This is a genomic window from Nocardioides humilatus, from assembly GCF_008373755.1.
Lineage (GTDB): Bacteria > Actinomycetota > Actinomycetes > Propionibacteriales > Nocardioidaceae > Nocardioides > Nocardioides humilatus.
On sequence record NZ_VUJV01000009.1, the window covers coordinates 53,437 to 73,430 of the forward strand.

A 19,994-nucleotide genomic window follows, 5' to 3' on the forward strand; every position below is an offset into this window, starting at 1 on the left:
ACACCGTTTTTGCGTGTCCTCCACGACCGACCCCGAGTTATCCCCAGGCCAGGCGATGGCCTGGGGATAGGCCACTATCCAAGCCCCTCCTCGGGGCCGTAGTTTCGCGGGGCGAGTCTCTCGCACGACTCCATGCGAGACACGCCACGGGGCGCTTCAAGGGTTGTGTCGGACCCTGGCGGGAGCCTGCTCGTGGACGACCAGACGGAGCGACCAAGCAACGAGGAGGGGAGCCGGGTGAGCCTCGCTGAGGTACCGCCGCCGGACGACGAGTGGGGCGACGGACCGGTCTCCTACGCGCCGGGGTCTGCTCCTTCGGGCGGGCGCACGCCTCCCCAGGACATGGCGGCCGAGCAGTCCGTGCTCGGCGCGATGCTCATCTCCAAGGACGCCATCGCCGACGTGCTCGAAGGTGTCCGCGGCCCCGACTACTACCGCCCCGCCCACGAGTCGATCCACGACGCGATCATCGACCTCTACGGTCGCGGCGAGCCCGCCGACATGGTCACCGTGGCCGGCGAGCTCCAGCGACGCGGCGAGCTGCAGAAGATCGGCGGCGCGCCCTACCTCCACACGCTCGCGGCCAACGTGCCGATCGCGGCCAACGCCGGCTACTACGCCGAGATCGTCCGCGAGAAGGCGATCCTGCGCCGCCTCGTCGACGCCGGCACCAAGATCGTCCAGATCGGCTACGCCGGCGAGGGCGAGGTCGACATGATCGTCGATGCCGCGCAGGCCGAGGTCTACAACGTCACCGAGCGCCGCAAGAAGGAGGACTACGCCCCCCTCAGCGACATCATGGACGCGGTCCTCGACGAGATCGAGGCCATCGAGAACCGTGAGGCCGGCATCTACGGCGTGCCCACCGGGTTCAACGACCTCGACGACCTGACCAACGGTCTCCACTCCGGTCAGATGATCGTCGTCGCAGCTCGGCCCGCTATGGGCAAATCAACGCTGGCTCTGGATTTTTGCCGTGCGGCGTCGATCCACAACAACCTCACCAGCGCCTTCTTCAGCCTCGAGATGACGCGCTCCGAGATCACGATGCGTCTGCTCTCGGCCGAGGGACGCATCCCGCTCAACCACATCCGCAACGGCAAGATGTCGACGGAGGAGTGGGACCGGCTGGCCCGCCACGTGGCGAAGGTGTCGGCGGCGCCGATGTTCATCGACGACAGCCCCAACATGACGATGATGGAGATCCGCGCGAAGGCGCGGCGGCTCAAGCAGCGCCACGACCTCAAGCTGATCGTCATCGACTACCTGCAGCTGATGACGTCGGGCAAGAAGGTCGAGTCGCGTCAGCTCGAGGTCTCGGAGTTCTCGCGCCAGATCAAGCTGCTGGCGAAGGAGCTCGAGGTCCCGATCATCGCGCTCTCGCAGCTCAACCGTGGTCCGGAGCAGCGTGCCGACAAGCGTCCGATGATGAGCGACCTTCGTGAGTCCGGCTGCCTGACGGCCGACACGCGGTTGATGCGCGCGGACACCAACGCTGAGATCTCGCTCGGCGAGCTGATGGAGTCCGGAGCCAAGGACATCCCGGTGTGGGCGCTCGACGACCGCCTCAAGCTGGTACCGCGGACCCTGACGCACGCGTTCCCGAGTGGGACCAAGCAGGTCTACGAGGTCACACTCGCGTCCGGTCGGACGGTCAAGGCGACGGGCAATCATCCCTTCTTGACCTACGAGGGCTGGATGCCCCTAGCCGAACTGACCGTTGGCAGCCGGGTGGGTTCGACGAGGCATGTTCCGCCGCCCCTTGAGATCAAGCCCCGCGATCCCAACGAGATCGTGCTCCTTGGACATCTCATCGGCGACGGCTCGTTCGTGAAGCGCCAACCGATTCGATACGCGAGCATCGACGAGCACAACCTAGCGACCGTCGCGTGGGCAGCTCGCCAACTGTTCGGCATCACGGCAGTGCGTGACGAATACCCGGCGGCGCGGGTGACCTCGCTCCGGCTTCCGGCGCCTTATCGACTGGCGCGCGGTAAGCGAAACCCGATCGCTTCGTGGCTCGACGAGATGGGGTTGTTCGGCCTTCGTAGTCACGAAAAGTTCGTTCCCGCTTGGGTCTCGGCGTTGCCGAAGGAGCAGTTGGCGCTGTTCTTGCGCAGCCTCTGGGCGACCGACGGTTGCATTCACACTGACTCCAAGGCCCGTCGCGGCGTCATCATGTATGGAACAACGAGCCGTCGCTTGGCCGACGATGTCGCTCGGCTCCTGCTCCGGTTCAACGTGTTCACTCGCATCAGGGCGTACAAGAAGGGCAACTACCGCGTCTGCTACCAGGTGCACGTCTCCGGGGCAGAGAACCAGCTCCGGTTCCTCGACGCCGTGGGCGCGTCAGGCGCGCGGGAGGACAAGGCGCACGAGTTGGCGGACTTCCTCAGGACGGTGATCGCGCAACCGGGTATGGACACGGTGCCGGCTGGCGTCTGGGACCGGGTTCGCGACTCCATCAGCCGCGAGCCGACTCCAGTGGCAGAGCTCGTGGCCGAGTATGGATCGGTAGCGACATTGATGCGGCGACCCCCTGGGCGAAACACGCTGGCCCACGTCGCCGCGATCCTGGGGGACAACGACCTGGCTCTGACTGCGACGAATGACATCTTTTGGGATGAGATCGCCTCAGTTGAGTCGCTCGGCGAAATGCCGGTCTACGACGCAACCGTGCTCGGCGTTCACAACTTTGTCGCCAACGGAATCCCGCTCCACAACAGTATTGAGCAGGATGCCGACATGGTGATCCTGCTCCACCGTGACGACGTCTTCGAGAAGGAGTCGACGCGCCCTGGCGAGGCCGACCTGATCGTCGCCAAGCACCGCAACGGTGCGACCCGCGACATCATCGTGGCCTTCCAGGGTCACTACTCGCGCTTCGTCGACATGGCGCACTAGCGGCGCTTCTCCACGAGCCGACCCGCGATCACCGGCACCACGATCGCGGCCGCGACGACGTGCAGCGTCATCAGGGTGAGGGCGGAAGCGACGTCGAAGCCGAAGGTCGCGTCGGGCACGAAGGACAGCGCGACGAGGGCGACGGCGGTCCGGATGAAGGTCGAGCGCGGCCGGCGGGCGACGCGCGCCATCACCGCGGCGATGCCGACGCCGATCGCGACCAGGAAGAGGGTCACGGTCGCGAAGCCGGGCACGGGGATCGACTCCCCGGTGCTGTCGGCGAACGAGACGCCGGCGGCCGACGCGGCGGCGGCGAGGGCGGTGGTCGTCGCCGCGGCAGCGACGGCGACGCCGATGCCGTGCTTCCAGATCGTCGGACGTGCGGCCGGCGCGACAGTGGTGGTGCTGGCGGGGTTCTGGATCGTGCTGGTCATGGCGTTCTCCTCAGGCGGTGGCGGGCCTCGGTGACCCGCTCATGTCCTCTCCACGAAGAGACCGACGCTGATACGACAAGTCATCAGAATTCGTTGACGATCGATAGCCTGAGCCGCGATGAGTCTCTACACGCGCATGCTCCAGTGGCACGGCAAGGTCTACGAGCGCACCAACGGACGCCTCGGCCACCGGTTGCTCGGCGTACCGACGATCCTGCTCCGCACCAAGGGCCGCAAGAGCGGGCTCGAGCGCATCTCCGCCCTCGTCTACGCCCGCGACGGCGCCGACGTGTTGATCGTGGCCTCCAACCACGGCGGCGACAAGCCGCCCGCCTGGCTCTTCAACCTCGAGGCCGACCCGGCGATCAACTACCAGCTCGGCCGCAAGCGGCAGGAGGCGACGGCCCGCGCCGTCTACCCCGACCAGGCCGGCTACGAGCGGCTGATGAAGATCTGCGACGACAGCAACAGCGGCCGCTACACCCGCTACCGCGCGAAGACCGACCGACCGATCCCGGTCGTCGTCCTCACCCCAGCCTGAGCAGCCGCGGCGGGGATCTGCTGGCTTGACCCAGCCCGCAGACTGGGGGCATGGGCCTTCCCGCGATCGGCATCCCGGGCGTGCGCCTCGGCGCTGCGACCGCGGCCGCGCGGGACCGGATCGGCGCGGAGATCTTCTTGCGAGTGGCGGGTCCCGATGGTCCGCGCCATCGCGATCGGATCCACGGCACGCCGGGCCCGCGGTGGTTCGAGCCCGACAGCCCTATCGCCCGCGTGCACGGCGATGCCTCGATGTTCGTCGGAGGCATCCGGGCCCTGCTGCTGCAGACGCTCCACCCGGCCGCGATGCGCGGGGTCGCGGAGCACTCCGACTACCGCGCCGACATGTGGGGTCGACTGGCCCGCACCAGCCGCTACCTGGCCGTCACGACCTTCGGTCGCGACACCGACGCCGAGCAGGCGGTCGCCGCGGTCCGCACGATCCACGAGCGGATCAGGGGCACGATGCCGGACGGGACGCCGTACTCCGCATCAGACCCCCACCTGCTGCTCTGGGTACACGTCGCCGAGGTCGACAGCTTCCTCGCCGCGCACCAGGCCTACGGCGCCCGCCCCCTCGACGCCGCTGAGCGCGACCACTACGTGGCCCAGACCGCGGAGGTCGCCCGCCGCTTGGGAGTCACGGACCCGCCGACGACCGAGGCGGAGCTCCGAGCCACGCTGGCGGCGTTTCGTCCGGAGCTGCGTTCGACGCCGGAGGCACGTGAGGCCGCCCGCTACCTCCTGCTGAGGCCCCCGCTGCCGCTGCCCGCTCGGGCTCCCTACGTCGTCCTCGTCGCCGCGGCCGTCGGCCTCCTGCCGGTGTGGACCCGCCGCCACCTGCGTCTGCCCTGGCTGCCCGTCGCCGAGCGCACCGTGGTCCGGGCGCTGGGTGTGGGCGCCGTCGGAGCGATCCGGTGGGCGACCACTCCGGGCGCACCCGCCCGCACGCCGACCGTCTGAGGACCGCCTGAAAACCGCAGGTCAGAGGTCGAGGAGCCGCGCCGCGTTGTCGTGGAGTACGGCGCGCAGCCACTCCTCGCCCAGGTCCAACCGTTCGAGCGCGTCGATCGCCACGTCGTAGGTGTAGGGGATGTTGGGGAAGTCCGACCCGAACACCACGCGATCGCCGAGGTCGCGCAGCCGCGGCAGCAACTCGCGCGGGTAGGGCGCGTTGGCCTCGGTGAAGTCGGTGAACGTCATCGTCGTGTCGAGATGGACGCCCTCGTGGGCGGCGGCGAGCGCGAGGAAGTCGGCGTACTCCGGTGTGCCCATGTGGGCGATCACCAGCCGCAGACGAGGGAAGCGCGCGAGCAGGGCAGCGACCGGAGCCGGCCCGGTGTGGGTGCCCGGCGCCGGACCGGAGCCGCAGTGGAAGACGACCGGCAGGCCGGCGTTCTCGATGGCACCCCAGACGGGTGCGAGCAGCGGGTCGAGCGGGTCGTAGCCGCCGACCTGGAGGTGCGCCTTGAAGACCCGCGTGCCCGCCTCGATCGCGGCCGGCACATAGGAGGCGGCAGCAGCCTCGGGGAAGAAGGTCGCCGACCGCACGCACAACGGGTGGCTGTCAGCGAAGGCCGCTCCCCACTCGTTGAGCCAGGTCGCCATGTCCGGCCGGTGCGGGTAGTTCAGCGCGGTGTGCGCGACCAGCCCGAAGTCCTCGAGGATCTCGGCGCACCGGTCGTTGTCGAAGCGGTAGGTGATCGGCCAGGGCTGACCGAAGTCGGCCTCGATCCGGTCGAAGTAGGCCCACACCTTGGCCATCACGTTGGCCGGCATGAAGTGCGTGTGGATGTCGATCGCACCGGGGATCCCCAGTGCCGCCCACCGCTCCCGCATCACGGCCGCAGTCTAGGGAGCGACCCGCAGCGTCAGAGGCGGGGACGCCCCGTCACGACCGGCAGGTCCGCCAGGGTGACGATCCCGGGCGGCGCCGCGACGACGTAGGGCACCGCGTTGGTCACCGGCATCGCGGTGTAGATCATCCCGAGCCCCATGAAGCCCTCCTCGTCCCACTCGGCGTGAGGGAGGCAGTGGATCACCGTGCGCATGTTGGGGGCGCCGAAGACCTGGATGTCGTGGCCGTGCTTGAGGGGCTTGGGCGGGACGACGTGGTCGCCCATCGTCCAGTTGAAGCCGACGCTGATGAGGTTGTGGTCGCCGACCCAACCGCGGTGGTAGCCGTAGACGCTCCCGACCGTGCCGTCGGGGATCTCCATGAAGCCGAGGTCGGAGTGCCCCGTCGCGGCGGTGAAGGTGACGTCGAAGTCGATCCGGTCCAGCGTCACACCCATCGCGTCGGCCATCACCGCGACCGACTCGGCGAAGACCTCGCTCTCCCGGCGCACGCTCTCGGCGAGGCCGGGGGTGGCCGGGTCGCAGCCGAATCCCATCGCCCGCTGCGTCTCGGCGGAGGCGTAGGTCGAGCAGTCGACCGACTCGGTGATCCGCACGCTGTCGATGTAAGCGCAGCTCGCGGTCAGCGCGAGCGCCACGGTGTTGGTCATGCCCGGGTGCGCTCCACTGCCGTAGATCGACGAGCCGCCGCGCTGGCAGGCGTCCTCCACGCGAGCCCGCTCGGCCGGGTCGAGCTTGGTGCCGTTGATCCAGCCCGCCGTCGTACACACGTTGATGCCGGCCTCGAGCAGCCGCACGAGCTCGTCGGTCGAGGACCACAGCGGGTTGTAGACGCAGGCGTCCGGCTTCAGCGCGATGAGGACGTCGACGTCGTTGGTGGCCACGACTCCCGACGGCGCGCCCCCGCCGGCCAGCTCGGCAGCGTCCACCCCGAGCTTGTCGGCGCCGTGGGCGAAGACGCCGACCAGCTCCATGTCGGGCCGGCGGAGGATCGCGTGCAGGGAGCGCTGGCCGACGTTGCCCGTCGTCCACTGGATGACGCGCAGCGGAGCAGTCGTTGTAGTCACGCCGCGATGGAAGCACGACCGCGCTCCCGAAACAAGAACGTGTTCTAGATCTGATCGACGATGCCGAGAGCCTCGTGCAGCGCCGTACGCCCGATCTCGATCGCTTCCCGGATCGCGTCGAGATCCTGGGAGAGCCGCGCGACGTCGGGAGAGCCCACCGGCGGCCGCACCTGCATCAGTCGCGGGGCACCCGCGGACAGCTGGCGGTCGTCGTCGGCGTAGATGTGGTGACGTACGACGTAGCTGCGGCGCGCACCCCGCGCGAACGCGAAGAAGTACGGCGCCAGTACGACGCCCTCGCCCCGGGTCGGGATCAGCCGCTGGTCCTCCCGCCGGGTGCGCAGGACGAGCACGTGCGTCGCCCCGGCGGCGAGTGCGGACCGGTAGGGCACCGCCTCCGACAGCCCGCCGTCGACCCAGGTGCGGTCGCCGAGGCGCACCGGCCGACCGCTGAGGAGTGGCAGGCAGGCGGTCGCGCGCAGGGCGGTCTGCAGGGTCGCGCGGTCCTTGATCAGTGGGGCCAGGTCGCCGGTCTGCCCGGTGCGGGCGTCGGTCGCGACCGGGTGGAAGGAGATCGGGTTGGCGAGGATCGCGTCGAAGTCCATGGGGGTGATGTGCTCGTAGACGTGCTCGACCAGGACACGCAGGTCGATCATCACGCCGCCGCGCAGCATTCGCCGCGCGTCGGTGACGCCGGCTGACGCGACCTCTTCCGACGCCCAGGTCGGGAGGTAGCGCTGCGCCTCGCCGGTCAGCAGCCAGGCTGCGTTGAGCGCGCCACCGGACGTCCCGTAGACCGCGTCGAAGCTGTCGGTCAGCCCGGCCTCGTCGATCGCGAGAGCCATGCCCGCGGAGTAGGCCGCGCGGTTGCCGCCGCCCTCGACTGCGAGCGCGACGCGGTGCCCGTCCGTGCGCGCGCCCGGGCGGCTACCGCTGTCGCGTCGAGCGAGGAGCACGTCGACCACCGACACGCCCTCGAGATTACCTGCGACGACCCGCTCGATGAGGAGGAACGCGGAGCCAGCCGGTACCTTCGACAGCCGATGTATGCCTTCCTCCTCAGCACTGCTGTCATCTTCGTCGCCGAGCTCGGCGACAAGAGCCAGCTGATGGCGATGACCTTCGCGACCCGTTACCGCGCGCGCGACGTGATCATCGGACTGACCGCAGCGACCGCGGTCGTGCACCTCGTCTCGGTCGGCATCGGCTACCTCATCGGCGACGCCTTCGCCGACTACCAGGGGGCGATCGAGATCGGCGCCGGCCTCGCGTTCCTGGCTTTCGCGCTCTGGACCCTCCGCGGCGACGAGCTGACCGACGAAGACACCGCCAAGGCCAACGCCGCGACCGGCCGTGCCGTGCTCGTCGTGGCCACCTTCTTCTTCCTCGCCGAGCTCGGCGACAAGACCATGCTCGCGACCATCACCCTCGCCACGCAGGAGGGCTGGTTCGGCACCTGGCTGGGCTCGACGGTCGGCATGGTCGCCGCCGACGCCCTCGCGATCGGCGTAGGCGCGATGCTCGGGCGCCAACTGCCCGAGCACGTCATCAAGTACGGCGCCGCGGCACTCTTCGCCGTCTTCGGCATCGCCTTGGTCGTCAGCGGAGCCCGCTGACAGAGCGTCCGGCGGTCAGTCCGTCGGACCGAGCGCCGGGCTGTACATCACGTCGAGCGCCTCGATCGTGAGGTCCCTGATCTCGTCGAGCTCGTCGACGTTGCCGACGTTGAGCGCGTAGGCGATGCGGAGGTCGAGGCCGGAGATGAGCAGCTCGAGCCGGGGGACGCTGACGTCGGGCATCCGCGGATCGACCGTGCGGACGGCGGCCGCGAGCGCGTGGACGTGCTCCGCGAAGCGGGCGTTGCCCTCGCGTCGCGCCGCCAGCACGCCCGGCCCGGCGGCGACGAGTCCGACGTAGGTCGCTTGCGCGACCATCGGCCGGTCGCGGATGTCGTCGAAGATCAGCTGGACGCCGGCGACGAGGCCGGCCCGCCACCCGTCGGCTGCGGCGACCATCGCGCGCTCGGCCATCCGGGCCAGGCTCGTGGTGACCGTCGCTTGGTAGGCCGCGATCAGGCAGTCGTCCTTGCCGTCGAAGTTGTCGTAGAAGGTCGAGCGCGAGACGCCGGCTGCCGCCACGATGTCGCTGACGCTGGCCTTGGCGTAGCCGCGCTCGGCGACGACGAGCGTCGACGCGACGAGGAGCCGACCCCGCTGGGTCGCGGCGGAGCGGGTCAGGAAGTCCTCCGGCGACAGGCCGAACGCCACCCCGTTGGCAATCAGGGTGGACAGGTCGATCGACGCGAGTCCCGCGGTCATGCCAGCCACTGTACCCAACTTCGTACCTTGTGTTACCGATAAGTATGTCGGATACTCCACGGGTACAGAGGGAAGGATGAGCCAGCGCCGATGACTGTGACGACGCTGTCCGAGACCGAGCGCGCCACGCGACTGGTTGATCGGGCCCGCCGTGCCCAGGAGGCATGGGGAGAGGCGACCCCGAAGGAACGGGCCCAGGCGCTGCGAACCCTTCCGGACCTGGTGCTCGCGCGCCTCGACGAGATCGTCACCGTCATCCATGAGGAGAACGGCAAGCCGCGCGTCGAAGCCAGCGCCCACGAGGCCGCGCCCGCGGTCGCGCTCGCTCGGCACCACGTCGACAAGGCGCCGAAGGTGCTGGGCGCGAGCAGGATCCGTACGCCGAACCTCCCGCACCGCAAGGTCGTGCGCCACCATCGGCCCTACGGCGTCGTGGTCGCCATCGCGCCCTGGAACTTCCCGTTCCTCATCCCGTTCAGCCAGGTGCTCCCGGCCCTGCTGGCGGGCAATGCCGTCGTGCTGAAGCCGTCGGAGCTGACGCCGAGGGTGGCACGCCTCCTCGTCGAGATCGTCCACCAGACCGGTATCGACCCTGACCTGCTCCAGCTTGCCGAGGGCGACGGAGCCACCGGCGCGGCGCTGGTCGACGCGCACCCCGACAAGGTCCTCTTTACCGGGTCCGTTGCGACCGGCCGCAGGGTGATGGCGGCTGCGGCCCAGTTTCCCGTGCCGGTCGGCCTCGAGCTGGGCGGCATCGATGCGCTCGTCGTGCTCGAGGACGCCGACCTCGACTTCGCCGCCGAGGCGGCGTCGTGGGGCGCGACCTTCAACGGCGGCCAGGCGTGCTGCTCGGTCGAGCGCCTCATCGTCGCGCGCAGCATCCACGACGAGCTGGTCGAGAAGATCCGCGCCACGATGGCGGAGATCCCGCTCGCCGACCTGGGTCCGGCGATCGACGGCCGGCAGCTGTCCACCTGGGGCCGGCACATCGAGGAGGCGCAGTCGATCGGCGCCCAGGTGAGCTGCGGCGGCCACCCGCTCCCGGGTGACCGGTTCGCCCCGACGCTGGTGACTGATCCCCACGTCCTCGAGGCGAGCGTCTGGAGCGACGAGACGTTCGGGCCGGTCGTCGCCGCGGTCCCGTTCGACTCCGAGGCCGAGGCCGTCGCCCTCCACAACGACACCCGCTACGGCCTGACCGCCAGCGTCCTTTCCGCCGACACCCGGCGAGCAGCGGCGCTAGCCGGACGGCTCAACGCCGGCGCGGTGGCTGTCAACGAGGTCGCCGCGATCCTCTACAGCTCGCCCGAGGTCCCGTGGGGCGGCGTGGGTGACTCCGGTTTCGGTCGGTCCCACGGGGTCGACGCCCTCCTCGACGCGTCGTGGGTGCAGGTGATCGACACCCCGCGTGGCGTCCGGTTCGGGCCCCACCGGCCCTGGTGGCACCCCTACGACCCGGCGCTCGAGGACGGGATGGCAGCGCTCGCCGCGGCCTACGCGACGCGCAACCCGGGTCGCCGTACGACGGCGTTGATCCGCGCGGGCCGTCGGCTCCTGCCGCTGACCCGCAGAGGTGGCTCGCGATGACCTCCTACCGCGGCAACCTCCCGCGTTACCGACCGGGCACCGACCACGTCGAGTCGTGGTTCGTGCGCGCCAACGACGCGGCGTCGGCGCGTTCGATCTGGCTGAAGGCGACGGTGTTGACCCGTCGCGACGGGACCTCGCTCGTGCAGGCGTGGTGCAGCACCTTCGACGACGACCGTACGCAGGCCTTCTGCACCGAGGTGCCGCTGGCCGACGCGACCTTCAGCGCCAACGAGCTCGGGACCTTCATCGACCTCGGCGTGCTGTGGCTCGACCTGGGCCCGGACCAGATCCGGACCGGAGGCGCGCTCGAGCACGACGGTTCGCGGGTCGACTGGGACCTGACCCTGGTCCGCACGCCCGGGCCGCTCGGACGACCGCTCTCGCTGCTGCCCTCCGACCGTCTGGTCGAGGGACGGCTGCCGAGCAACAAGCTGCTCACGCCGTTCCCGTCCGGCACCTGCGCCGGGCGGATGAGTCTGGACGGCGTGAGCTGGGACCTCGACGGATGGTCCGGGATGCAGGGCCACAACTGGGGGGTGGCCCACAGCCCGGAGTATGCGTGGGGACAGTGCCTGTTCCTCGAGGACGGCACCGCAGTGGGAATGGTCGAGGCCGCCTCGGGGCGGACCGAGATCGGGCGCCGACGCTCGCCGTTGGTGTCGATGCTGGTCGTCCGGCACCGTGACCAGGAATACCGGTTCGACCGGCTGATCGACCTGTGGCGACAGCGCCCGGAGATCGTCTTCCCGCAGTGGACGCTCGCGATGCGCGGGCCGCACGGCCGAGCCGAGCTCCGGATGACCGGGCGGCCCTCGCGGATGGTCTGTCTCGACTACAGCAACCCCGCGCGCCCGACCAGCTATTGCCTCAACTCCAAGACCGCCGAGGTCGAGCTCCACGTCGAGCCGACCCGCGAACCTGCGTTCACGCTGCGCAGCGAGCACGGCGGCGCGCTGGAGTTCCTCAGCGATCAGCCCGAACCCAGCGTCACCACGCTCAGCCACCAGGAGCAGTCATGAAACCCGTCTCCGTCCTCCGCGCCCTCGCGCTGCCCGGCCTCGTACTGGCGGCGCTCGTGGTTCCTCCGGCCGTGCCGTCGGCGCAGGCGGCGGCGCCGCTGACGCCGTACGTCCCGCCGCCGTTCGCTGCGGACTGCACGGTCCACCAGTTCGCCGAGGGCGAGATCCCCGACCTCGGCGCGTTGCCCGACGACCCGCTGTGCGTGGAGTATGCCAAGCGCGACATCACCCTGAGCAACGGCGGGGCCGTGAAGTTCCTGCTCGCCGAGCCGGCCCGCTTCGCGTTGGCTGGCACGAAGTGCCAGTACTGGCAGCAGGACCACTGGAGCGTCCAGCTCAAGCCGGGCCAGACGCCGATCATCCGGTGGGACGGCAGCTACTGGTGGGACCTCGGCACCGGCCAGCTCGGCGCGCGACTGACCGACCTGCGCATCCTGGGCCGACCGATCACCATCGAGGAGGGCGCGAAGTACCTCGCGAAGATCAGCCCGGCGCTCGCGGCCTACTTCCGCCAGTACGGCCAGGGCGGCGACGGCGGGTCCGTCAAGCTCGGCGTGCCGCTCAACCCGCTCTGCGTCTGAGCCCGCGACGCCGATGATTGTCCCCGCGCTGTCTCGACGTCGGATCCTCCAGATCGCGACGGCGGCCGCTGCCGTGATCCCGCTGCTGCCGGCCGAGGAGGCGCAGGCGGCCATCCTCCAGACCCGCGCCACGATGGAGGCCTGGGCCGACACGATGGTGCCGGGCGAGCGGCGGTACGCCGGCGACAAGGTGGTCCTCGGAGCGACCCCCGGACCGGGAGCCGTCCAGGCCGGTGCCTGGAAGCTCTACAACGACCCCGACGTCGGCCTCGGCCCGCTGCTGCCGGCCCTTGCTGCGCTCATCGACACCGAGGCGATCACCTATGCCGCCGGGCACGGCAAGGTCGTCCTCGGCTTCGTCGAGCTCACCTTCAAGGAGCGCACCGCGGTGGCGCAGAAGCTCCTCGGCGGACCGCCCGGCCCGGTGCAACTGGTCTGGTACGCCCTCGCGGCGATGCCGATCCTGGCCTTCCACACGGCCGGTCACCTCGACACCGCGACCGCGGTCCGGGACGGGCACCCGGGCCTCACGTGGCTCGGCTTCCCGCAGCCCGACGACGACGGCATCTGGCGCTTCCCCGACTTCAGCTATCGCCGCGCGCTCGCCCGGACCCACCCGCGCACGACGGCCACAGGACATCCGGCATGAGCCTCACGGAGAAGACCGACGTCCTGGTCATCGGCAGCGGCTTCGGCGGAGCGATCCCGGCCTACAACCTCGCGGCGGGTGGCGCCAAGGTCACCATCCTCGAGCGGGGTCCGGAGCTCGGCGCGGCCGACTTCACCCAGAGCCTCGAGATCGGCGGCTACACCCGCATCGTCGACCTGATCCAGGGCAACGGGATCCAGGTCGTCGCCGGCAACTGCGTCGGCGGTTCGAGCGTCGTCTACTTCGCCGCGTCGCTGCGCGCGCCGTCGTTCGTCTTCAACCGCCGCGGGTCGACCGACCATCGGTTGTGGCCACGCGCTATCAGCAGGCGGACGCTCGACCCCTGGTACGACCGGGTCGAGGAGACCCTTCCCGTCGCGCACCAGACCTGGGACGACGTGCCCTACGCGGGCGGTCTTTTCGCTGCCGCGTGCCGCAACGCCGGCCACACCTGCAACCCGGTGCCGCTGGCCGTCGACCTCGACCGCTGCACCAACTGCAACTGGATGCTCAACGGCTGCCGCTTCGACGCGAAGCGGTCGATGCTCCTCAACTACCTCCCGGCAGCCCGCGCGCACGGGGCCGAGGTGCGACCGCTGCACGAGGTCCAGCTGATCACCAAGGCCCTCACGCCGGGCTATCGCTACCAGGTCGACTACACGGTGGTGAACCCGAACGACTACCGGATCCCCGCCGGCGTCGGCTCGATCGAGGCCAAGATCGTCATCGTCGCCGCGGGCACGATGGGGACTCCGGTCATCCTGCGGCGCTCGGCCGCGACCCTCGGCAAGATCCCCGGCGCCGTCGGCAAGTACTTCTCGCCCAACGGCGACCGGGTCTCGATGGCGGTCATGGACGAGCGGCGGATCCGCGACGTGTTGCGGCTCGAGCGCGAGCCCGGGGTGGCGTACGACGCCTTCCCCATCGGCAAGCCGATCGGCTCGATGTCCTACGACTACCTCAACGGGCAGCTGCCGGAGTTCGAGCGGTTCGGGCTCCAGCAGATCTACTTCCCGGCGATCACCAACATCCTCCCCGAGGACGGGACTCCCGGGGCACCGGACTGGTTCGGGGTCGACAAGAAGCTGCTGGCCAAGAAGTGGCGGTCCTGGCTCACGCTCCTCGCTCTCACCGAGGACGACAACGAGGGCAAGTGGGGTGCGCTGCCTCCGACGGGCAACTTCATCCGGGTCGCCTCGTCGGCGGTCATCAGCTCGCTGAGCTATCACCCCAACGCCCACACCCTGCGCGGGTTCGCCGCGTCCGATGCAGCGCTGCGGGCGATCGTCGAGAAGGACGGGCTCGGCCAGCACCTCGACTGGACCGGCGGTCAGCCGGTGCTGTCTGCGCACCCGCTCGCCTCGTGCCGGATGGGCGACGACCCGGCGACCTCCGCGTTGACCGCGGACCACCAGCTGCGCGGCCATCCCGGGCTGTTCGTGACCGACGGCAGCGCCGTGCCGACCTCACTCACGGTCAACCCGTCGCTGACGATCGCCGCCCTGGCGGAGCGGGCGTCGCCGGGCATCGCCGCGGCCGCGCGTGCGGTCGGGATCAGCGTGGTCGGCGACGTCCCGCCCCCGGGACGCTAGGGATCAGGCAGGTACGCCGGCGTCCTTGGCGAGCGCCTTGCGGCCGTAGAGCGCGACCTTGACGGGTGAGCCGCCGGCCTCGAACTCGACGTACTTCTTGCCGAAGCTGCGCGCCACCGTCAGGCCCTTCTCGAGGTAGTCGCGCTTGGTCGCCGCGACGTCCTCGCAGCCGAGGAGGAGCACCACGTCCTGCGCGGTCCGGGCGACGGGCGCGCTGTCCTTCTTCGCGGAGCAGGCGATCTTCCAGATGGCGCCGTCGGGTGCGAGCAGCGTGCCGCCGTAGCCCCAGAAGGACTTGGTGACGGGCTTGATCGCGGTTGCGCCAGCGGCGAGCGCCGCCTCGAAGACCGCGTTGACGTCGGAGGGCTGGGCCATGACGAGCGAGACGGTGAAGCCCTGGAAGCCGGTGGGGGCGGCGTCGACCGCGTGCAGCTCGAGCACCGCGCCGGTGTCGAAGGAGGGGCCGAACGCCTGCTCGTAGAAGGTGCGGGCGGCGGCCACGTCGGTCACGTCGAGGGTGATGGTGTCGATGGAGTTCATGACGGAAACGCTAGGTCGCTGCGGCAGGAACCTGCTTCTTGATTCCTGACCGCTTCGGCGAGGACTACGATCCGCCCGTGAGCACCCCCTCCGAGCAGGCGGCGATCCCCCAGCCGTCCTTCATCGTCAACTTCATCAAGACGTTGGCGTTCATGCTCGTCTGCGGCATCGTCGGCCCGATCTTCCTGATCATCTACCTCCTCAGCGGCGGCGAGCCGCTGATCAGCTGGATGCTGTGGACGGGCCTCGGGATCACGATCCTCGACGTGGCGATCGCCTTCGTCATCGCGCTCGGCCGCACCAAGTCGCAGGAGAAGTCGTTGCGGCTCCACACGGTCGGCCGCCGAGGCGTCGCGGAGGTCGTGTCGGTCGAGCAGACCGGTGTGCGGATCAACGACCAGCCGCTCCTCGAGCTGCACGTCCGGATCCACGGCGACGACATGGCGCCCTTCGAGGCGCAGACCAAGAGCGTGATCCCCGACTTCCGGCTGCCGCTGCTCTACGCCGGACCGATGCCGGTGCTCGTCGACCCGACGACCCAGGAGTGGGAGTTCGACTGGGACGCCGCCCGTCCGGCGTTCAACCCGGGCACGGCTCCGGGCGTGCCCTACCAGGCGATGCCCGCGCCCGCGGCTCCGGTCGCGGCCGGCGCGCCCGACCAACGCCCCGTGGAGGAGCGGTTGGCCGAGCTCGACAGCCTGTTGCAGCGCGATCTCATCGGTCGTGAGGAGTACGACGCCGCGCGGGCTCGCATCCTGGGCGCGATCTAGGTTGCGCCAAGTCCGGCGAGCGACTGCTTGAGCCCGCCGTCGCGACGGATCTGCACCAGCGCTACGCCGATCATCACCGCGCCGGTGACCAGGTGGACGATCGCGTCGGTCGTGTTGTTGGGGAAGTGGAAGATCCACGCGACGTTGTGGGAGAAGAGCGCCCAGACGCCGGGGCCCATGCCGGCTCCCGCGGCGAGGAGCAGGTAGGCGACGGCCCAGGCCGGACGGGTGGCGAAGTAGAGCCCCGGAGCGAAGAGCGCGAGGCCGGCGACAGCGTGCCAGCCGTTGTAGTCCATGCCCATCACGGGCGTCGTCGGGGCGTCGGGGCCGATGGCGAAGCTCGGCTCGGCGATGAAGCCGACGACCGCCTGGATCACGTGGAGCGTGCAGATGACGAGCAAGCCCCACTGGGCGAAGGTCCAGCCACGCATGTGCCCACGGTAGGCGACCACGTGTGCGCGACGTCACGTCGTCAATTACTACACTACTGTAGTAATCTGGGTGGTCCCCCGACCCCCTGAGGACCCACGATGAGCATCCCCCGGCCCCACTATCAGGCGACCGCACTGGTCACGGGGGCATCGAGCGAGATCGGCACCGCGCTCGCCCAGCAACTGGGGGCGCGAGGACACCATCTCACGCTCGTTGCCCAACACGACAACCAGCGCGAGGACGTCCTCGAGGATCTCGCGGAGTCGATCCGCGACCAGCACCGGGTGAAGGTGGACGTCCTCACCTGCGACCTGGCCGAGCCCGATGCACGCGTCGCGCTGCTCGACCAGATCGCGGCGCGTGAGCGGCGGGTCGACGTACTGATCAACAACGCCGGCGCCTCGACCAGCGGTGACTTCGTCGGCATCGAGACCGCGCTGGAGCTCCGGCAGGTCCGGGTGCTCGTCGAGGCGGTCGTCGACCTGGCGTCGCAGGTGCTGCCGGGCATGGTCGAGCGGGGGGAGGGCGCGGTCCTCAACGTCGCGTCCACGGCGGCCATGCAGCCGATGCCGTGGTCGGCCGGCTACGCCGCCGCGAAGGCGCACACGCTTTCCTTCTCCGAGGCGCTGCACCACGAGATGGCGGACCGAGGCGTCTCGGTGACGGCCCTGTGCCCGGGCCCGTCGGGGATGGGGATCAGCGCCGACATGGTCGCCGAGATCGCCCTGGCCGGGCTCGACAAGAACCGCAGGGTCGTCGTGCCGGGCGCGATGGTCCGGCTGACCGCGCTCGGGTCGAAGGTCACGCCGCGCAGCGTCCAGCTCCCCGCACTGCGCCGCGCCATGCGGCCGCAGGAGGTCGACGCGGGCTGAGTCCTGGCGGCCTGTGCCAGGATCGACCGACGTGAGTGGTCCCACCGACGTCCGGCCTGCCTGGACCCCGTGGCGCACCGTCTTCGCGTTCGGCCTGGTCAGCATGGCCGCCGACATGGTCTACGAGGGCATGCGGGCCACAGCCGGCCCCTTCCTCGGCACGCTCGGTGCCTCGGCGTTCACGGTCGGGCTCGTCACGGGTGCGGGCGAAGCGGTCGCGCTGATGCTGCGGCTCGCCACCGGCGCGTGGGCCGACCACAGCGGTCGCCACTGGCGGCTGACCGTCATCGGCTACGGCATGACCGCGGTCTGCGTGCCGCTCCTCGCGGTGACCCCGTTCATCGGAGGGATCGGCCTGGCTGCAGCGTCGGCCCTGATCCTGTTGGAGCGCACCGGCAAGGCGGTCCGGTCGCCCTCGAAGTCCGCGCTCCTCGCCCGGATGGCGACGGCGACAGGTCGCGGCAAGGGCTTCGCGGTCCACAAGGCGATGGACCAGGTGGGCGCCTTCGGCGGTCCGCTGCTCCTCGCCGGATCGGCCGCGCTGACGGGCGTCCTGTGGCCGGGCTACGCGCTCCTTGCCATCCCCGGTGCCGCGGCGATGCTGCTCCTCGCCCAGCTGCGACGGCGGGTGCCGTCGGTCGCCGAGCCCGACCCCGAGGACGGTCCGGAGCCGGCGCGCGGAGCAACGGGCGGCCTGCGCGCATCGCTCGGCGTCGACCTGCCCGGCACCTTCCACCTCTTCTCGCTCTCGGCCGCCCTGACCACCGCCGGCCTGATGACCTTCGGCGTGATCTCTTATCGCTTTGTCGACATAGGGCTGATCTCCCTGGCAGCCGTCCCGCTCGTCTACGCGCTCGCGATGGCGGTCGAGGCCGTCGCCGCGCTCGCGACCGGTGGCCTCTTCGACCGCTGGGGTGGCCGGGTGCTGCTCGGCGTGCCGTTCCTCGTGGCCGCGGTGCCGCTCTGTGTCTTCGCCGACCAGCTGTGGCTGGTGCTCGTCGGGGTGGTCGTCTGGGGTGTCGCCTACGGCATCCAGGACTCCACCGTGAAGGCCTACGTCGCCGACCTGGTCCCCGCGCGGCGGCGGGCGACGGCGTACGGCGTCTTCGCGGCCGTGCAGGGCGTCGGCGCTCTCGTCGGCGGTGGTGTCGCCGGTGCGCTGGTGACGCACCACGTCGGCCTGCTCGCTGTGCTGGTCGGCGTGGTCCAGGCGCTGGCGATCATCCTGCTCGCGGTGACCGTCGTCAGGCAGCCGGGCGCTCGACCCCCGGCGCCAGCAGCGGCCGGGCCATCGCCCACGTCGCCTCGCTGAACGGCGCCGGGCGCAGGGTCTCGCTGTCGAGGTTGACGACGACCCGATGGCCGTCGGCATGGAGCACGGAGTGGTCAGCCGAGAGCACCTCGAAGCGGTAGGTGACGCTGGTGCGACCGGCCCGCTCGACCCAGAGACGTACGTCGACGTCGGTGATCCCGACGACCGGCTGGTGGTAGGTCAAGGAGAGCTCGCGGATCACCAGCACCGAGTCCGCCGGGTCGAGCACCCAGCCGGCGTCGGCCCAGAAGTCGATGACGGCGTTGTCGAAGAGCAGGGCGTAGCGGGCGTGGTGGAGCATCCCGAAGCCGTCGAGGTCGTCGAGATAGATCCGCTTGCGGATGAGGATGCCGGCGCTGGTGTCGGGCATGGCGCGCTCCTGGAGATATACGTGCGATCGGTCGTTTAGTTCTGTCCAAGGTACGCCGCCTCGATCTTTACGTCCAGTCGGTCTTATAGTTGTGTCGTGACTCACGCGCCCCCCACCGACGGCCGCCGCGCGCGCGGCGATGTCACCCGGAAGCGAGTGGCCCGCGAGGCCGCGATGATCGCGACCGTCAGCGGACTCGACTCGATCACCGTCGGCACGCTCTCGGAGCGCACGGGCGTCAGCAAGAGCGGCATCCTCACCGTCTTCGGCAGCCGCGAGGCCATCCAGGTGGCGGCTGTCGCCGAGGCGCGACGGATCTACCAGGAGGTCGTGATCGCGCCGGTCTGGGACGAGCCGGCGGGCGCCGTACGACTCCGCGCGTTGCTCGAGTCGTGGGTCGCGTACCTCCAGGCCGGCGTCTTCCCGGGCGGCTGCTTCATCGCCGCGACGTCCGTCGAGTACGGCCATCGCAGCGGCCCGGTCGCTGATGCCGTGAGACGGCTCAAGCAGGAGTGGATCGACCTCCTCGAGTCCGAGCTGACCATCGCCGGCTCGGCCGCGCCGGGCGACGACGCCTTCCGGATCGACGCCTACCTCAACGCCGGCAACGTCCAGGACCAGCTGACCTGTGCGGGGGGCACGTCAGACTGGGCAGGGACGGAGCGGGCCGCTCGGCTCGCGCTCGCCGTCATCCCTGACTGAGAACGAGGAGAACCACATGCAGGAGTTCCGTGCGGCGGTCGAGGCCGGCGACACCGACGCGATGGCAGCCTGTCTCGCCGACGACGTGACCTTCACCAGCCCGGTCGCCTTCAAGCCCTACGAGGGCAAGGCGATCACCGCGGCGATCCTGCGGGGCGTCTTCCGGGTCTTCGAGGACTTCCGCTACGTGCGGGAGATCAACGACGGCGACCACCAGGTGCTGGAGTTCGAGGCGACGGTCGACGGCAAGGCCATCAACGGCGCCGACTTCATCCACGTCGACGCGACCGGACTGATCGACGACTTCAAGGTCATGGTGCGACCGCTCTCGGCCGCCAACGCCCTGTCCGCGCGGATGGGTGCCCAGTTCGAGCAGATCGCCGCCGAGGCTGCCGCCGGCTGATGCTTTCCGGTTGATGCGCCGACACACGGACGTACCAAAGTC

Annotated in this window: 22 protein-coding genes; 14 read left to right on the top strand and 8 right to left on the bottom strand. The window is 70.1% G+C overall.

The window, feature by feature from the left end:
• Positions 1–372 precede the first annotated feature (372 nt).
• On the top strand, positions 373–2,904 hold the full coding sequence (locus F0U44_RS20775) for a replicative DNA helicase (protein WP_246160744.1): 2,532 nt from the start codon (positions 373–375) through the stop codon (positions 2,902–2,904).
• Here F0U44_RS20775 and F0U44_RS20780 read toward each other — a convergent pair.
• Positions 2,901–3,338 (bottom strand): DUF6069 family protein, encoded by a 438-nt coding sequence (locus F0U44_RS20780; RefSeq protein WP_188113599.1) that lies wholly within the window; start codon positions 3,336–3,338, stop codon positions 2,901–2,903. The two genes, F0U44_RS20775 and F0U44_RS20780, sit on opposite strands and share 4 nt — an antisense overlap.
• Positions 3,339–3,456: 118 nt before the next feature.
• On the opposite strand from F0U44_RS20780, the gene F0U44_RS20785 reads away from it, so the two are divergent.
• Both F0U44_RS20785 and F0U44_RS20790 read left to right on the top strand, forming a co-directional pair.
• Positions 3,457–3,879 carry a nitroreductase/quinone reductase family protein gene (locus F0U44_RS20785; protein WP_149730305.1) on the top strand — a complete coding sequence of 141 codons (423 nt, stop codon included), beginning with the start codon at positions 3,457–3,459 and terminating at the stop codon, positions 3,877–3,879.
• A gap of 50 nt (positions 3,880–3,929) precedes the next feature.
• Entirely contained in the window at positions 3,930–4,841 is a 912-nt protein-coding gene (locus F0U44_RS20790) for an oxygenase MpaB family protein (RefSeq protein ID WP_149730306.1), read from the top strand.
• 21 nt (positions 4,842–4,862) lie between these two features.
• Here F0U44_RS20790 and F0U44_RS20795 read toward each other — a convergent pair whose 3' ends face one another.
• The 3 genes from F0U44_RS20795 to F0U44_RS20805 are packed head-to-tail and all read right to left on the bottom strand — an operon-like array spanning position 4,863 to position 7,773.
• Entirely contained in the window at positions 4,863–5,717 is an 855-nt protein-coding gene (locus F0U44_RS20795) for an amidohydrolase family protein (protein WP_149730409.1), read from the bottom strand.
• Between the two features lie 32 nt (positions 5,718–5,749).
• The gene (locus tag F0U44_RS20800) at positions 5,750–6,802 is read right to left on the bottom strand and encodes an NAD(P)H-dependent amine dehydrogenase family protein (protein ID WP_149730307.1); all 1,053 of its coding nucleotides are present in this window, start codon (positions 6,800–6,802) and stop codon (positions 5,750–5,752) included.
• 44 nt (positions 6,803–6,846) lie between these two features.
• Complete coding sequence (locus F0U44_RS20805; protein ID WP_246160726.1) at positions 6,847–7,773, bottom strand: patatin-like phospholipase family protein; 927 nt, start codon at positions 7,771–7,773, stop codon at positions 6,847–6,849.
• A gap of 72 nt (positions 7,774–7,845) precedes the next feature.
• Between F0U44_RS20805 and F0U44_RS20810 the strand changes: the two genes are divergently transcribed.
• Positions 7,846–8,418: a TMEM165/GDT1 family protein gene (locus F0U44_RS20810; RefSeq protein WP_149730308.1), complete on the top strand. Its 573-nt coding sequence runs from the start codon at positions 7,846–7,848 to the stop codon at positions 8,416–8,418.
• Between the two features lie 15 nt (positions 8,419–8,433).
• Here the strand turns inward: F0U44_RS20810 and F0U44_RS20815 are convergent, their stop codons facing one another.
• Positions 8,434–9,120: a TetR/AcrR family transcriptional regulator gene (locus F0U44_RS20815; RefSeq protein ID WP_149730309.1), complete on the bottom strand. Its 687-nt coding sequence runs from the start codon at positions 9,118–9,120 to the stop codon at positions 8,434–8,436.
• Between the two features lie 90 nt (positions 9,121–9,210).
• On the opposite strand from F0U44_RS20815, the gene F0U44_RS20820 reads away from it, so the two are divergent.
• The 5 genes from F0U44_RS20820 to F0U44_RS20840 are packed head-to-tail and all read left to right on the top strand — an operon-like array spanning position 9,211 to position 14,551.
• On the top strand, positions 9,211–10,707 hold the full coding sequence (locus F0U44_RS20820) for an aldehyde dehydrogenase family protein (protein ID WP_149730310.1): 1,497 nt from the start codon (positions 9,211–9,213) through the stop codon (positions 10,705–10,707).
• The gene (locus F0U44_RS20825; protein ID WP_149730311.1) at positions 10,704–11,729 is read left to right on the top strand and encodes a hypothetical protein; all 1,026 of its coding nucleotides are present in this window, start codon (positions 10,704–10,706) and stop codon (positions 11,727–11,729) included. The genes F0U44_RS20820 and F0U44_RS20825 overlap by 4 nt, the downstream gene beginning before the upstream one ends.
• Positions 11,726–12,310: a hypothetical protein gene (locus tag F0U44_RS20830; RefSeq protein WP_149730312.1), complete on the top strand. Its 585-nt coding sequence runs from the start codon at positions 11,726–11,728 to the stop codon at positions 12,308–12,310. The genes F0U44_RS20825 and F0U44_RS20830 overlap by 4 nt, the downstream gene beginning before the upstream one ends.
• A gap of 13 nt (positions 12,311–12,323) precedes the next feature.
• On the top strand, positions 12,324–12,959 hold the full coding sequence (locus tag F0U44_RS20835; RefSeq protein WP_223163778.1) for a DUF5987 family protein: 636 nt from the start codon (positions 12,324–12,326) through the stop codon (positions 12,957–12,959).
• Entirely contained in the window at positions 12,956–14,551 is a 1,596-nt protein-coding gene (locus tag F0U44_RS20840; protein WP_149730313.1) for an FAD-dependent oxidoreductase, read from the top strand. Before F0U44_RS20835 ends, F0U44_RS20840 begins: the two co-directional genes overlap by 4 nt.
• Positions 14,552–14,554: 3 nt before the next feature.
• Here F0U44_RS20840 and F0U44_RS20845 read toward each other — a convergent pair whose 3' ends face one another.
• Positions 14,555–15,091, bottom strand: a complete 537-nt coding sequence (locus tag F0U44_RS20845) for a VOC family protein (protein WP_149730314.1) — start codon at positions 15,089–15,091, stop codon at positions 14,555–14,557.
• Positions 15,092–15,168: 77 nt separating this feature from the next.
• Between F0U44_RS20845 and F0U44_RS20850 the strand changes: the two genes are divergently transcribed.
• Complete coding sequence (locus tag F0U44_RS20850) at positions 15,169–15,861, top strand: SHOCT domain-containing protein (protein ID WP_149730315.1); 693 nt, start codon at positions 15,169–15,171, stop codon at positions 15,859–15,861.
• Here the strand turns inward: F0U44_RS20850 and F0U44_RS20855 are convergent.
• Complete coding sequence (locus tag F0U44_RS20855; RefSeq protein WP_149730316.1) at positions 15,858–16,292, bottom strand: DUF4383 domain-containing protein; 435 nt, start codon at positions 16,290–16,292, stop codon at positions 15,858–15,860. The genes F0U44_RS20850 and F0U44_RS20855 overlap by 4 nt on opposite strands.
• Before the next feature lie 99 nt (positions 16,293–16,391).
• Here F0U44_RS20855 and F0U44_RS20860 point away from each other — a divergent pair, with 99 nt between their 5' ends.
• Positions 16,392–17,165 carry an SDR family NAD(P)-dependent oxidoreductase gene (locus F0U44_RS20860; protein WP_149730317.1) on the top strand — a complete coding sequence of 258 codons (774 nt, stop codon included), beginning with the start codon at positions 16,392–16,394 and terminating at the stop codon, positions 17,163–17,165.
• Positions 17,166–17,196: 31 nt separating this feature from the next.
• Positions 17,197–18,477: an MFS transporter gene (locus tag F0U44_RS20865; RefSeq protein ID WP_246160728.1), complete on the top strand. Its 1,281-nt coding sequence runs from the start codon at positions 17,197–17,199 to the stop codon at positions 18,475–18,477.
• Here F0U44_RS20865 and F0U44_RS20870 read toward each other — a convergent pair.
• Positions 18,410–18,847: an acyl-CoA thioesterase gene (locus F0U44_RS20870; RefSeq protein ID WP_149730318.1), complete on the bottom strand. Its 438-nt coding sequence runs from the start codon at positions 18,845–18,847 to the stop codon at positions 18,410–18,412. The two genes, F0U44_RS20865 and F0U44_RS20870, sit on opposite strands and share 68 nt — an antisense overlap.
• Before the next feature lie 96 nt (positions 18,848–18,943).
• On the opposite strand from F0U44_RS20870, the gene F0U44_RS20875 reads away from it, so the two are divergent.
• Positions 18,944–19,549: a TetR/AcrR family transcriptional regulator gene (locus tag F0U44_RS20875; protein ID WP_149730319.1), complete on the top strand. Its 606-nt coding sequence runs from the start codon at positions 18,944–18,946 to the stop codon at positions 19,547–19,549.
• A 16-nt stretch (positions 19,550–19,565) separates the two neighbouring features.
• Complete coding sequence (locus F0U44_RS20880; protein ID WP_149730320.1) at positions 19,566–19,952, top strand: nuclear transport factor 2 family protein; 387 nt, start codon at positions 19,566–19,568, stop codon at positions 19,950–19,952.
• Positions 19,953–19,994 lie beyond the last annotated feature (42 nt).